Annotated in this window: 4 protein-coding genes; 2 read left to right on the top strand and 2 right to left on the bottom strand. The window is 76.7% G+C overall.

The annotated features are described in order from the left end of the window. The first annotated feature begins 13 nt into the window (after window positions 1–13). Entirely contained in the window at window positions 14–1,201 is a 1,188-nt protein-coding gene (locus ACFQ6N_RS34015) for an acyl-CoA dehydrogenase family protein (protein ID WP_380657566.1), read from the top strand. 180 nt (window positions 1,202–1,381) lie between these two features. Here ACFQ6N_RS34015 and ACFQ6N_RS34010 read toward each other — a convergent pair whose 3' ends face one another. After that, window positions 1,382–3,496 carry an aspartate aminotransferase family protein gene (locus ACFQ6N_RS34010; protein WP_380657565.1) on the bottom strand — a complete coding sequence of 705 codons (2,115 nt, stop codon included), beginning with the start codon at window positions 3,494–3,496 and terminating at the stop codon, window positions 1,382–1,384. A 31-nt stretch (window positions 3,497–3,527) separates the two neighbouring features. Beyond that, window positions 3,528–4,877: a crotonyl-CoA carboxylase/reductase gene (gene ccrA / locus ACFQ6N_RS34005; RefSeq protein WP_380657563.1), complete on the bottom strand. Its 1,350-nt coding sequence runs from the start codon at window positions 4,875–4,877 to the stop codon at window positions 3,528–3,530. 135 nt (window positions 4,878–5,012) lie between these two features. Here ccrA and ACFQ6N_RS34000 point away from each other — a divergent pair. Then, window positions 5,013–15,160 (top strand): type I polyketide synthase (locus ACFQ6N_RS34000; RefSeq protein WP_380657561.1); only part of this gene is annotated, 10,148 nt, incomplete at its 3' end.

Genomic DNA, 15,160 nt, shown 5'->3' with positions numbered 1-15,160 from the left:
AGAAGGGAACAGCATGTCCGAGTCCACCGCCGAGAAGGTCCCCACCCGTGAGGAACTGATCGGCCGCGCACAGGACCTCATCCCCCTGCTGCGCAGCAACGCCGACCGGACCGAGAAGGAGTCGAAGGTCCCCGCCGAGAACATCGCCGCGCTGCGCGAGGCGGGGCTGCTGCGGCTCAGCACGCCCCGCGCGTGGGGCGGCTGGGAGCTGTCGATGCGCCAGCAGGTCGAGGTGCTCAGTGAGCTGGGCCGCGGCTGCCCGTCGACCGGCTGGATCGCCGCCAACCACGCGGCCTCCGTCGACCTGGTGATGCTGATGCCGGAGCCCGGGCTGCGGGAGATCTACGGCGCCGACCCGGACGCCGTGATGCTCTCGGCGGCGAGCCTCGACCCCTCGCTGCGCGCCGACACCGTGCCCGGCGGGCTGAAGGTCAACGGCCGCTTCCCGTACGCCTCGGGCTGTGAGCTCTCCGACTGGGCGTTCCTGGCCTGGGTGCCGGTCCACGACGAGGACGGCAAGCAGACCGGTGTCGCGAACCTGCTGGCGCCGCCCACCGGGCTGCGGATCGAGCACACCTGGAAGGTGGCCGGGCTGCTCGGCACCGGCACCCACGCGATGGTGGCCGAGGACCTGTTCGTCCCCGACCGCTTCGTGCAGTTCGCGCCGCTCCAGCCGACCGGCGAGCCGGTCTCGCCGATCCCGGCGACCGTCCTGATCAAGGGCAACCTGCACTCCCTGTCCTCGCTCGTGGGCGCGGCCCGCGGCGCGCTCGACCTGGTCCGCGCGAAGCTGGAAGAGCACAAGCCGCTCGCCTTCTCCACCTACACCCGCGCGATCGACTCGGCGGCGGTGCAGCAGGCCTTCGCCGAGGCGACGCACCTGATCGACACCGGCGTGCTGCACATGCTGGCGGTCGCGGACGGGTTCGACGCCGTGCCCGAGGGCGAGGACGCGACCCCGGCCGAGCGGGCCCGGCTGCGGATGCACATGGTCAGCTCGCTGGAGCGGTGCCGCGACGCCATGCAGCGCCTGCTGGACCTCGCGGGCACCAGCGGCTTCGCGCAGAGCAACCCCGTCCAGCGGTACTGGCGGGACCTGGAGATCGGCAGCCGGCACACCGCGCTGAACCGGCCGATGATCTTCGAGGACTACGCGCGCTCGCTGCTCGGCACCGGCGCCCCGGTCTCCCTGCTGTTCTGACGCCCGCTCGGACTGCCCGGACTATCAGGACCATCAGGACCATCAGGACCACCAGGACCGCCGACCCGACCGGGTCGGCGGTCCTGCCGTAGGCCGTACGGCCGCCGGGCCGGCGGTGCGCACACCACAGCGGCCCTGCCCCGGATCACCGTCCGGGGCAGGGCCGCTGTGCTCGATCCGTCAGACCGCGGGCGCCGGCGCCGCCCCGGCCAGGGCCTCGGCCAGCTCCACCGGCAGCAGCGCCGGGTCGCCGTCCGTCCCGAAGCCGCCCGGCAGCGCGAACCCGGCCGGGCCGGGCACCGCGCCGTCGCGGACCGGCGCGCCGGTCAGCCGCAGCAGGCGGGGGCTGACCACCACGACCGGGTGGCCGGCGGCCCGGGCCGCGCCGACCTGGGCCGCGACATCGCCCGGCAGGGTGCCCGCGCTCTCCCCGGGCGCCTCCTCCACGAGCAGCGGGAACACCGTCACCTCGACGTCCCCGGCGACGCCCGCGGACCGGACGGGCGGCAGCGGCGCCAGTGCGCGGACCGGGGCCGAACGCGCCACGAAGGCCCGCAGCGTCGCGTCGTCCAGGCCGGCCAGGCTCGGGTCGAAGCGGCGCAGCGCGTCCGGGGTGTCCAGCTCCGCCACGTAGGCGATCCGCAGCGCCGGGTCCGGGGCGGTCGCGCCCCCGGGCCGCCCGGTGCGGAAGTCCCGGACGTCCTCGCGCGGCGCCGGGGTGTCCACGCCGGTCAGCGCGTGCACCAGCCGCAGCGCGTCCTGGTTGCGCAGCAGCGCGCAGACGTCCCGCAGGCCGTCCGCCAGCCGGTCGATCGCCTCGTCGCCGATCGCGTACGACGGCTGGATCCGCAGCGTGTGCGGGGCGCTGCCGGTCGGCATCAGCCGCAGGCCGTGCCGGCGCAGCAGGAAGCCCGCCACGGCGAAGCCGAAGAAGCCGCTGCGGGCGTAGTTGCGGATCACCGGGGATTCGGCGGCCGACTGGTCGGCGAACTCGAAGCCGACCAGCAGGCCCCGGCCCCGGACGGCGTGCACCACGTCGCCGAAGTCGGCCAGCACCTCCTCCAGCGCCGAGCGCAGCCGCGCTCCGCGCTCGGCGGCCTGCCGGTAGGCGGCGCCGCCGTCACGCTCCAGCATCTCCAGCACCTTCTCGGTGATCGCGCAGGAGAAGCTGTCCTTGGCGTACGTCGAGCTGTGCAGCAGCTCGAACTCCTTGACGTAGCCGGACCGGCGGACCAGCAGCAGCGAGGTCTTGGCCAGGCCGCCGCCGACGCTCTTGGCCAGCGTGTAGTAGTCGCCGGTCAGCCCGATCCCCGCGCTCGCGAAGAACGACCCGGTCCGCCCGGCGCCGCTCTGGATCTCGTCGACGATCAGCGGGCACTCCAGGGCCCGGCAGACCTCGGTGATCCGCGCGGCCTGCTCCGCCGTCAGCTCGCGGATGCCGCCCTCGCCCTGGACCGGCTCCACCACGAACCCGGCCACGAAGGGCACCGGCCGCCGCAGGACCCGCACCGCGCCGTCCCGGAGCACCACGTCCAGCGCGTACGGCTGCTCGGCCGCCGCGTACTTCAACGCCTCCTCCGGCTCGGCGGCCGGCACGAAGCGCGCCCGGGCGCCCAGCGCCGCGAACGGCAGCCGGAAGGTCGGGTTGTGGGTGAGCTGGAGACTGCCGACCAGCTTTCCGTGGAACCCGCCCTCCAGCGCGAAGAACTCCGGCGCCCGGCCCAGCGCCTCCGCGTTGTGCCGGGCCGCCTCGGCCAGCACCGCGTCCGCGTCCGCGCCGGGCCCGGCCAGGTCGGCCGCCTCCGGGGCCAGCGCGAGCGGCCGGCCCTCCCCGGCGGCCGCGGCGGCCTCGCGGACCTCCCGCGCGTGCGCCTCCAGCTCCGCCGACAGCGCGCCCAGCCGGAAGACCCGGGCCAGTTCGGCGTGCTTCACGGCCGCCTCGACCGCCTCCGCCCCGCTGTTGGCGAAGACCACCTCGTAGGGCTCCCCGGCGCCCAGCTCCCGGTCGGTGACCGTGTTCAGGGCCGCGGCCACCCGCTGCGCCTCGGTGCGTCGGGACAGCTGGGCGTGGCTGGGCGTGCCCGCCGCCAGCAGGGCCGTGGCGTGCGCCACCAGCTCCGGGTGGTTGTGGCCGAAGAACAGCGAACCGAAGCCGCCGACGAAGTCGACGACCGGGCGCTGCCCGCCGTCGGGGCCCGGCAGGTACATCGTGTCGCCCTCGGCCCGGACGTACTCCACGTCCAGGCCCCACACGGACAGGGCCTGACTCAGGTACCGTTCCGCCAGTTCTTCCATCAGTGCGCTCCTCGCATGGGCGGGCCTGCTCTCACAGGGACGACGCGGGCGCGAAGTCCCGCAGAGGGTTGATCCGGTCGGCGCCGATCCGCGCGCGCAGCTCCGGCGCGGTGACGCCCAGTCCGGGCTCCGGGGCCAGGCACAGCACGCCGACCTTGCCGACGTGCTCGTTGCGCTGGACCAGCCGGGTCGCCTCGCCGACCTCGGCGAGCGGGTACAGCGCGGACAGCGTGGGGGAGACGGCGCCGGTGGCGACCAGCTGCCCGGTCTCGGCCTGCTCCTGGAGGTTGGCGCCGTGGCTGCCGATCACCCGCTTCAGCCGCATCCACAGGTACCGGTTGTCGAACTCGTGGTGGTGGCCGGTGCTGGAGCCGCAGGTGACGACCGTCCCGCCGCGCGCGGCGACGAACACCGAGATGCCGAAGGTCGCCCGGCCGACGTGCTCGAAGACGATGTCAGGGTCCCGGCCGGTCTCGCGGCGGATGATGCCGCCCAGCCGCTTGCCCGCCGCGATGACCTCCTCGGGGGACGGGTCGGGGTCGTCGCTCAGCCCGATCTCCGAGCGGTCGATCACCACCTCGCAGCCCAGCCGGCGCACCGCCTCCGCCTTGCGGGCCGAGCCGACCACCGCCACCGGGATGCCGCCGCCGTTGCGGACGAACTGCACCGCGTACGCGCCCAGGCCGCCGGCCGCGCCCCAGACCAGCACCACGTCGCCCTGCTTCATCCGGGCGCCGTGCCGGCCGACCAGCATCCGGTAGGCGGTGCTGCCGCACATCGGCGTGACGGCCGCCTCCTCCCAGGTCAGGTGGGGCGGCTTCGGGACGAGCATGCTGGCGCGGGCGACGGCGAACTCGCCGAGCCCGCCGTAGTTCGTCTCATAGCCCCAGGCGCGCATCTCGGTGCCGAGCATCGCGTCCTCGTGGGTGACCGGCTCCTGCTCGTCCACGTGCACGGGGTGCACCACGACGTGGTCGCCGATCCGCCACCGGCGCACGTTGGAGCCGGTGCGCACCACCACCCCGGCCGCGTCCGAGCCGACCACCTGGAACGGCTGGTCGTGCCGGGCCGCCCAGCCGCCCTGCGCGCCGTAGCGGCGCAGGAACTCGAAGGTCGGGACCGGCTCGAAGGTGGCCGACCACACGGTGTTGTAGTTGATCGAACTGGCCATCACGGCGACGACCACCTCGTCGGGGGCCGGCTCCGGCATCGCCACCGGTCCGACCCGCAGCGACTTGCGCACGTCCTTGTCGGCGGTGCCGCGGAACATCCCGGTGTCCTCCGCGCGCAGGTGCGCGGCCACGTATTCGCCCGGCAACTCCAGGCGTTCGAGCGCGTCCGCCGGCCGATTCTCGACGATCGCTTCCAAAAAAGGGTTCACGGCAGCTCCCGGCCTCGTCTGGTCCGGTGCGCAACCTAGTCCGGCCGGGGTAATCGCCGGTTCACCGGGAAAGCGCACCCGCCGAATTCCAGCGAGTTGCCGGACGGTGGAGAGCCGCGCCTATCGTCGTTCGGCGTGGCCGTCAATGCGCACCTCGAATCCCCGAAGTCCGTCGAATTCCCGCAGTCCGCGGGATCCCCGGAACCGGTCGGGCCCCCGGAGCCCGTCGCCGTCATCGGCATCGCCTGCCGGCTGCCCGGCGCGCCCGACCCCGACGCGTTCTGGCAGCTGCTGCGCGACGGGCGCAGCGCCGTCACCGGGACCCCGGCCGACCGCTGGCAGGACGCCGCCGTACGCACCCCGCGCGGCGGCTTCCTCGACCGGGTCGCCGACTTCGACGCGGGCTTCTTCGGTGTCACCCCCCGGGAAGCCGCCGCGATGGACCCGCAGCAGCGGCTCGCCCTGGAACTGGGCTGGGAGTCCCTGGAGAGCGCCGGCATCCTGCCCGCCCGGGTGCGCGGCACCCGGCTCGGCGTCTTCCTCGGCGCGATCGCCGACGACTACGCCCGGCTGACCGCCTTCGCCGGGCCCGGGGCCCTCTCCCCGCACACCCTGGCCGGGACCAACCGCAGCATGATCGCCAACCGGCTGTCGTACCTGCTCGGCGCGCGTGGCGCCAGCATGGTCGTGGACACCGGCCAGTCCTCGTCCCTGGTCGCGGTGCACCGCGCCTGCGAGAGCCTGTGGTCCGGGGAGTCGGACCTCGCGCTGGCCGGCGGCGTGCAGCTGAACCTGGCCGGGGCCGCGACCGTCGGCGTCGAACACTTCGGCGCGCTGTCCCCGGACGGCGAGTGCCACACCTTCGACGCCCGGGCCAACGGCTACGTGCGCGGCGAGGGCGGCGCGGTGGTGGTGCTCAAGCCGCTCGGCCGGGCGCTCGCCGACGGGGACGAGGTGTGGTGCGTGATCCGCGGCGGCGCCGTCAACAACGACGGCGGCGGCCCGGAGCTGACCTCGCCCGACCCGCAGGCGCAGCGCGAGGTGATCGAGGCCGCCTACCGGCGCGCGGGAGTCGCGCCCGGCGAGGTCGGCTACGTCGAACTGCACGGCACCGGGACCAGGGCCGGCGACCCGGTCGAGGCCCGGGCCCTCGGGGCGGCCCTCGGCCGCCACCGCGAGGCCGCCCGGCCGCTGCCGGTCGGCTCGGTCAAGACCAACGTGGGGCACCTGGAGGGCGCCGCGGGCGTCACCGGGCTGCTCAAGGTGGTGCTCGCGCTGCGCGCCGGGGAACTGCCCGCGAGCCTCAACTACCGCACGCCCAACCCGCTGATCCCGCTGGACGAGCTGCGGCTGCGGGTGCACGACCGGCTCGGTCCGTGGCCGAGGGCCGGGGCGTCGGAGGGCCCACAGGGTGAGGAGCCCAGGGTCGCCGGGGTCAGCTCGTTCGGGATGGGCGGCACCAACTGCCATCTGGTGCTCTCCTCCGTACCGGTACCGATCGCCGCGCCGGCCCCGGTGTCGGCGCCGGAGGCCGGGGACGGCGCCGAGGGCCCGCACCCGCACGCGCTGCCGCTGCCGTTCGCCGTCTCCGGCCGGGACGAGCAGGCCCTCCGGGCGCAGGCCGGGCGGCTGGCGCGGTGGATCCGGGAGCGGCCCGACCTGCCGCAGGCCGGCCTGGCCGACGCGCTCGCCACCACCCGGACCGCCTTCCCGGCCCGCGCCGTGGTGGTCGCCGGGGACCGGGAGGCGCTGCTCACCCGCCTGGACGCGCTGGGCGACGGAACGGCCGGGGCCGGGACGGTCCTCGGCACGGCGGGCGAAACCGCCCCGGTGGCGCTGCTGTTCACCGGACAGGGCGCCCAACGGCTCGGCATGGGCCGGGAGTTGTACGCGGCGCACCCGGCGTTCGCGGCGGCCTTCGACGAGGTGTGCGCGCAGCTCGACACCGTGCTGGACCGGCCGCTGCGCGAGGTGATCTGGGCCGAACCCGGCTCCGCGGACGCGGACTTGATCCACCGGACCGAGTTCGCCCAGCCCGGCCTGTTCGCGATCGAGGTGGCCCTGTACCGGTTCGTCACCGGGCTCGGGGTGCGTCCCGCGTTTCTGCTGGGCCACTCGATCGGTGAACTGGCGGCGGCGCACGCCGCCGGGGTGCTGTCGCTGCCCGACGCGTGCACGCTGGTCGCCGCCCGGGGCCGGCTGATGCAGGCGCTGCCGGAGACCGGCGCGATGCTCGCCGTGGAGGCGGCCGAGGAGGAGCTGGCGGCCGAACTGGCCGAACTGGCGGGCCGGGTGGGCCTGGCCGCGGTGAACGGGCCGCGTGCCGTCGTGCTGTCCGGGGACGCCGACGCGGTCGACGCGCTCGCCGACCGGTGGCGGGAGCGGGGCCGGCGCACCCGGCGGCTGCGGGTCAGCCACGCCTTCCACTCCCACCTGATGGACGGGATGCTCGACGAGTTCCGTGGTGTCGCCCGCTCGCTGTCCTACCACCCGCCCCGGCTCGCGGTCGTCTCCGACCTCACCGGGGACCTCGCCACCGCCGCCGAGCTGTGCGACCCCGAGTACTGGGTGCGGCACGTGCGCGAGTGCGTGCGCTTCCTCGACGGCCTGCGCCACCTGGACGCGGCGGGCGTCACCGGCTACCTGGAGCTCGGGCCGGACGCGGTGCTGGCGCCCGCCGCCCGCTCCGCGCTGCCGGACGGCCGCGCCTTCCTCAGCGCCCTGCGCGCCGACCGGCCGGAACCCGGTGCCGTGGTGGAGGCGCTGGCCGGACTGCACGCGACCGGCGCCGACGTCGACCTGCCCGCCGTGATCGGCGGCGGAGGCCGGGTCGCGCTGCCCACGTACGCGTTCCGGCGGCTCCGGCACTGGCTCCCCGAGCCGAGCGCTCCGGCGGCGGTGCCGTCCACGGCCGCAGCCGCCCCGGGCACCGCCCTGCCCGCCCTGCCCGGCGAGACCGGCGAGTCCGCCGGAGCCGTGGCCCCGGCCGGCGCGCCCGACCCGCTCGACCTGGTCCGCCGGCACACCGCCGCCGTCCTCGGCTCCGACACCCCCGACGCGATCGCGCCCGACGTGGCCTTCCGGGACCTCGGCCTCACCTCGGCCACCGGCCTGGAACTGCGGGCCCGGCTGGCCGCCGCGACCGGCCTGCCGCTGCCGGACACCCTGGTCTACGAGTACCCCACCCCCGGCCTGCTGGCCCGTCACCTGGGCACCGGAGCCCCCGAGGCGCCCGAGACGGCCGAGACGCCCGAGGCGCCCGTGACCGCCGACGACGGCGACGACGACCCCGTGGTCATCGTCGGCATGGCCTGCCGCTTCCCCGGCGGCGTCGGCAACCCCGACGACCTGTGGCGGGTGGTCGCCGAAGGCGTCGACGCCATCGGCGGCTTCCCGGCCGACCGCGGCTGGGACGTCGAGGCGCTGTACGACCCCGACCCCGCGCGCCGCGGCTCCTCGTACGTCCGCGAAGGCGGCTTCCTCGCCGACGTCGCCGGGTTCGACGCCGCCTTCTTCGGCATCAGCCCGCGCGAGGCCGCCGCCCTGGACCCGCAGCAGCGCCTGCTGCTGGAGACCTCCTGGGAGTGCCTGGAGCACGCCGGGATCGACCCCGCCGCCCTGCGGGACACCGACACCGGCGTCTTCATCGGGGCCACCGCCCAGGAGTACGGGCCCAGGCTCGGCGAGCCGAGCGACGGCTCCGACGGCTACCTCTACACCGGCAGTACCCCGAGCGTCGCCTCCGGCCGGATCGCCTACGTCCTCGGCCTGCGCGGCCCGGCCGTCACCGTGGACACCGCCTGCTCGGCCTCCCTGGTCGCCCTGCACTCCGCCGCGCAGGCGCTGCGCGCCGGGGAGTGCGAGCTGGCGCTCGCGGGCGGCGTGACGGTGATGCCGACGCCCGGTGTGTTCGCCGAGCTGAGCCGGCTGGGCGGGCTCTCGCCCAACGGCCGCTCCAAGGCGTTCGCCGCCGCCGCCGACGGCACCGGCTGGGCCGAGGGCGCCGGACTGCTCGTCCTCGAACGGCTCTCCGCCGCCCGCCGCCACGGCCACCCGGTGCTGGCCGTGCTCCGCGGCTCGGCGGTCAACTCCGACGGCGCCTCCAACGGCCTGACCGCGCCCAACGGCGCCGCCCAGCAGCGGGTCATCCGCCGGGCCCTGGACGCGGCCGGGCTGACCGGCGCCGACGTCGACGCCGTCGAGGCGCACGGCACCGGCACCCGGCTGGGCGACCCGATCGAGGCCCGGGCGCTGATGGCGACCTACGGCCGGGAACGCCCCGCGGACCGGCCGCTGTGGCTCGGCTCCGTCAAGTCCAACATCGGCCACACCCAGAGCGCGGCCGGCGTGGCGGGCGTCATCAAGATGGTCCAGGCGCTGCGGCACTCGGCGCTGCCGCGCACCCTGCACGTCGACGAGCCCACCCCGAGCGTCGACTGGAGCGCGGGCACCGTACGGCTGCTGACCGAGGCCGTCGACTGGCCCGGTGTGCCCGGACGCCCGCGCCGGGCGGGCGTGTCCTCGTTCGGCATCAGCGGCACCAATGCCCACCTGATCCTGGAGGAGGCGCCCCCGGCCGAAGCCCCCGCCGAGGTCCCGACGGACCCGCCGGGCCGCGACGGCTCCCCGGACGCGGCACCGGACGCGGCCCCGGACGCGGCGCCGGCCCCCGCCGAGGCACTGGCCTGGCCGCTGTCGGCCCGGACCCCGGACGCGCTGCGGGAACAGGCCGCCCGCCTGCGGGCCCGGCTCGGCACGACCCCGCCGCCGGCCCCCGCCGACGTCGCCCACTCCCTGGTGCACGGACGCGCCGACCTCAGCCACCGCGCCGTCGTCGTGGCCACCGGGACGGACGCCTTCGCCGACGCCCTGGACGCGCTGGCCGACGGCACCCCGGACGCCGCCGTGGCACTCGGCACCGCCGCCGACCCCGGCCGGACCGTCCTGGTCTTCCCCGGCCACGGCTCGCAGTGGCCCGGCATGGCCGCCGAACTGTACGCCCAGGCCCCCGCGTTCGCCGAGCGCCTGCGGGCCTGCGCGGCGGCGATCGACCCGCTGGTGGACTGGTCGCTGCTGGACACCCTGCTCGGCGGCCCCGAGGCCGCCGCCGACCCCGACCGCACCGACGTCGCCCAGCCGGTGCTGTTCGCGGTGATGGTCTCGCTGGCCGCGCTGTGGGAGGCGCACGGGGTACGGCCCGATGCCGTCGTCGGCCACTCCCAGGGCGAGCTGGCCGCCGCCTGCGTCGCCGGCGTGCTGACCCTGCCGGACGCCGCGACCGTCGTGGTGCGCCGCAGCCGCCTGTGGGCGGAGGAACTGCCGGGCCGCGGCATGATGGCCGCGGTCGAGCTGTCCGCCGCCGCCGTCCGGGAGCGGATCGCCGAACGGGGCGCCCGCCTCGACCTCGCCGTGGTCAACGGCCCGCTCGCCGTCACCGTCGCCGGAGAGCCCGACGAGGTCGAACGCTTCGTCGCCGACTGCAAGGCCGACGGCATCCGGGCCCGCGTCGTGGTCCGTACCGGCGCCTCGCACTGCGCCCTGGTCGAACCGCTGCGCGAACCCCTGCGCGCGCTGATCGGCACCATCGCCCACCACCCGCCGCGGATCCCCTTCTACTCGACGGTGACCGCCGACCGGCTCGGCGCCGACGAGCTCGACGCGGACTACTGGTACCGCAACGCCCGCGAGGCGGTGGACTTCCAGGGCGCCGTGACCGCCCTGCTGCGCGACGGCCACCGCACCTTCGTGGAGTGCAGCCCGCACCCGCTGCTCACCTCGGCGCTCACCGACACCGCCGAGGAGGCCGGGCACCAGCCGACGGCCCTGGGCACCCTGCGGCGCGACGAGGGCGGCCGGCGCCGCTTCCTGCGCTCGCTCGCCGAAGCCCACGTCCGGGGCGTCGCCGTGGACTGGACCCCGACCCTCGCCGGGACCGGAGCCCGCCGCACCGAACTGCCCACCTACCCCTTCGAGCGGCGCCGGCACTGGCTGGAGCCCGGCAGCGGCACCGCCGACGTCCAGGCCGCCGGCCTGACCCCCGCCGACCACCCGCTGCTCGGCGCCGTGCTCGGCTCCGTCGACGGGGAGGAGGTCGTCCTCAGCGGCCGGCTGTCGGCCCGCGCGCCCGGCTGGCTCGCCGACCACGCCGTCGGCGGCACCGCACTGTTCCCCGGCACCGGCTTCGTCGAACTCGCGCTGCGCGCCGGGGACGAGGCGGGCTGCCCCCGGATCGAGGAACTGACCGTCGAACGGCCCCTGCTGCTCCCGGCCGGCCGCGCCGTCGACCTGCGGGTGACGGTCGGCGCACCCGACCCGCACGGCGCCCGCCCGGTCGCGGTGCACGCCCGCCCCGCCGCGCCGCAGGGCCGCCCGGCGACCGGCGGGGACGAACCGTGGACCCGCCACGCCGTCGGGGCGCTCGCCCCGGCCCCCGCGGCCGCCGCCGACGTCCCGGCCCCGGCCGCCTGGCCCCCGCCCGGCGCCGAGCCCCTCGACGTCAGCGGCTTCTACCCCGACCGCGCGGCCGACGGGTACGGCTACGGACCGGCGTTCCAGGGCCTGCGGGCCGCCTGGCGCCTCGGCGAGGAGCTGTACGCCGAGGTCGCCCTCGACCCGGCGCACCACGCCGACGCCCGCCGCTACGCCGTTCACCCCGCGCTGCTCGACGCGGCCCTGCACGGCGAACTCCTGCGCGGCGCCGCCCCCGACGCCGGGCAGCTGCGGATGCCGTTCAGCTGGAGCGGCGTCGGCGTCCCGACGGCCGGCGCCACCGCCCTGCGGGTGCGGGTCGCACCGGTGGGCGGGGACGCGGTGCGGGTGAGCGCGCACGACACCACCGGCGCCCTGGTGGCGGACGTCGAGTCGCTGCTGCTGCGGCCCGTCCCGGTGGCGGGCCTGACGGCCGGTCCGACCGGCGGCGGCGCCCTGTACGGCCTCGACTGGCAGCCGCTCCCGGCCCGCCCGGCCGACCCGACGGACCTCGTCCTGCTGGACGCCACCGCGCTCGCACCCGCGACGGACGGGCCGGCCACCGCCGCCGTCCTGGCACCGGTGCTCGCCGCCCTCCAGGACCGCGCGGCCGACGAGGACCCGGCGGCTCCCCGGCTGGTGCTGGTGACCCGGGGAGCGGTCGCGGCCGGCGGCGACGCCGAGCCGACCGACCCGGCCCAGGGCGCGGTCTGGGGCCTGGTCCGCTCCGCCCAGGCGGAGCACCCGGACCGGTTCCTGCTGCTGGACGCCGCCCCCGGCGCCGCACCCGGGACGGACACCGCCTCGGGCGCCGCACCCGGAGCCGGTCTCGGAGCCGCCCCCGACGAGGCCGCCCTGCGCCGCGCGGCCGCGCTCGCGCTGGCAGCCGGCGAGAACCAGGCCGCCCTGCGCGACGGCACCGTCCTCGTCCCCCGGCTGGTCCGCACGGCCGGTGCGCCCCGCCCCGCCGTCGACCCGGACGGCACGGTGCTGATCACCGGCGGCCTCGGCGGCCTCGGCACCGAACTGGCCCGCCACCTGGTCGCCGCCGGCGTCCGCCACCTGGTCCTCACCGGCCGGCGCGGCGCACAGACCCCGGGCGCGGCCGAGCTGCGCGCCGAACTGGCCGCCGCCGGCGCCGAGGCGGACATCCGCCGCTGCGACGTCGCGGACCGCGCCGAACTCGCCGCCCTGCTCGCCGGCATCCCCGCCGAGCACCCGCTGACCGGTGTCTACCACCTGGCGGCCGCGGTCGACGACGCACCGCTGGAGGCCGTGACGCCCGAGCGCCTGGCCGCCGTCCTGCGCCCCAAGACCGACGCCGCGCTGCACCTCGACGAGCTGACCCGGGGCCTCCCGCTGACGGAGTTCGTGCTCTTCTCCTCCGCCGTCGGCGTGCTCGGCACCGCCGCACAGGCGGCCTACGCCGCCGCCAACGCCGCCCTCGACGCCCTCGCCCAGCGCCGCCGCGCCCAGGGACTGCCCGGGCTCTCGCTGGCCTGGGGCCTGTGGGAACGCGCCAGCGGCCTCGGCAGCCTGGCCGACGCCGACCTGGCCCGGCTGCGCCGCAGCGGCCTCGCGCCCCTGGCCACCGCGGACGGGCTCGCGCTGCTCACCTCGGCGCTCGGCGCCCGGCGCGCCCTGCTGATCCCCGCCCACCTCGACCGGGCCGCGCTGGGCGACCGGGCCCGGGACGGGGACCTGCCCCCGCTGCTGCGCGGACTCGTCCGGGTGCCGGCCCGCGTCGGGAGCGGCGCGCCGGGGACGGCCGTCGCCGACCAGGGCGGGCTCGCCGCCCGGCTGGCCGGGCTGTCCCGGCCGGACCAGGACCGCGAACTGCTGGAGCTGGTCCGCGCCCACGCGGCCACCGTGCTCGGCCACGACGCGGCCGACCGGGGCGCGGTCCCCTCGGACCGGGCCTTCCGGGAGTCCGGCTTCGACTCGCTGACCGTGGTGGAGCTGCGCAACCGGCTGCGCACCGCGACCGGCCTGCCGCTGCCGACCACCCTGCTGTTCGACCACCCGACCCCGCTGGCCCTGGTCGGCTACCTGCGCGAGCGGGTGCTCGGCCCCGGCACCGGGCCGGACCGGGCCGCCCCGGCGGCCGTGGGCTCGGCGCCCGCCGCCCTCGCGGCCGGATCCCCGGAGGACGACCCGATCGCCGTGGTGGCGATGGCCGGGCGCTTCCCGGGCGGCGTGGCCGGCCCGGAGGACCTGTGGCGGCTGGTCGAGCAGGAGACCGACGCGATCGGCGACTTCCCCGACGACCGGGGCTGGGACACCGGCCGCCTCTTCGACCCGGACCCGGAGCGGCGTGGCCGCTCGGCCACCCGGCACGGCGGATTCCTGTACGGCGCGGGGGAGTTCGACGCCGCGCTGTTCGGCATCAGCCCCCGCGAGGCGCTCGCCATGGACCCCCAGCAGCGGCTGCTGCTGGAGGTGTCCTGGGAGGCCTGGGAGCGGGCCGGCATCCCCGTCGCCGCCGCGCACGGCACCCCGACCGGCGTCTTCATGGGCATGGCCTACCACGACTACGCGGCCCGGGCCGAACAGGTGCCGGAGGGCGTGGACGGCTATCTGATGACGGGCGCCGCCGCGAGTGTGGCGTCGGGTCGGATCGCGTACGCGTTGGGGTTGCAGGGTCCGGCGATCACGGTGGACACGGCGTGCTCGTCGTCGTTGGTGGCGTTGCACCTGGCGGCGCAGTCGCTGCGGCGCGGCGAGTGCACGATGGCGCTCGCCGGCGGGGTCAGCGTCATGGCCACCCCGACCACCTTCGTCGAGTTCTCGCGTCAGCAGGGGTTGGCGGTGGACGGGCGGTGCAAGTCGTTCGGGGTGGGGGCGGACGGTACGGGGTGGTCCGAGGGTGTGGGTGTGCTGGTGTTGGAGCGGTTGTCGGATGCGCGGCGGTTGGGGCATCCGGTGGTGGGGTTGGTGCGGGGTTCGGCGGTGAACTCGGATGGTGCGTCGAATGGTTTGACGGCGCCGTCGGGGGTGGCGCAGGAGCGGGTGATCCGTGCGGCGTGGGCGGATGCGGGTGTGGTGGGTGCGGATGTGGAGTTGGTGGAGGGGCATGGGACGGGGACTCGGTTGGGTGATCCGATCGAGGCGGGTGCGGTGTTGGCGACGTACGGGCGGGAGCGGGGTGGTCGTGGTCCGGTGTGGTTGGGCTCGCTGAAGTCCAACATCGGCCACACCCAGGCCGCCGCCGGTGTCGCCGGGGTGATGAAGGCGCTACTGGCGCTGTCGAACGAGCGGATGCCGCGCACCCTGCACGCGGAGGAGCCCAGTCGCGAAGTCCAGTGGGAGGAGGGCGAGGTGCGGCTGCTGGACCGGTCCCGTCCCTGGCCGCGTGAGGCGGGCCGGGCCCGGCGGGCGGCGGTGTCGTCCTTCGGGATCAGCGGCACCAACGCGCATGTGATCGTCGAGGAGGCGCCCGAGCCGGAGCCGGCACCCGCGCCCGAGGCCAGGGCCGAGGGGACGCCCGTGCTGCCCTTCGTGGTGACGGCCGGCTCGCCGGGCGCCCTGGAGGGCCAGGTGGAGCGCCTCACGGAGCTGCTGGAGGCCGGCCAGGCCGATCCGCTCGACGTGGCCTACTCGTTGACCGCCACCCGCTCCCCGCTCCCGTACCGCACGGTGGTCGCCGCGCGGACGGCCGAGGACGCGGTCGCCCGACTCGCCGGCCGTAAGGCAGGACCCGCCGCCACCGAACAGAACCTGGGTGTGGTGTTTGCGGGGCAGGGGGCGCAGTGGGCGGGGATGGGTGGGGGTTTGGTGGGTGGTTTCCCGTTGTTCGGGCGGGTGTTCGGTGAGGT

Source organism: Kitasatospora sp. NPDC056446 (genome assembly GCF_042796115.1).
Lineage (GTDB): Bacteria > Actinomycetota > Actinomycetes > Streptomycetales > Streptomycetaceae > Kitasatospora.
Note: the sequence above shows the minus strand (reverse complement) of the source record. Positions and strands in the feature narration are given on the sequence as shown.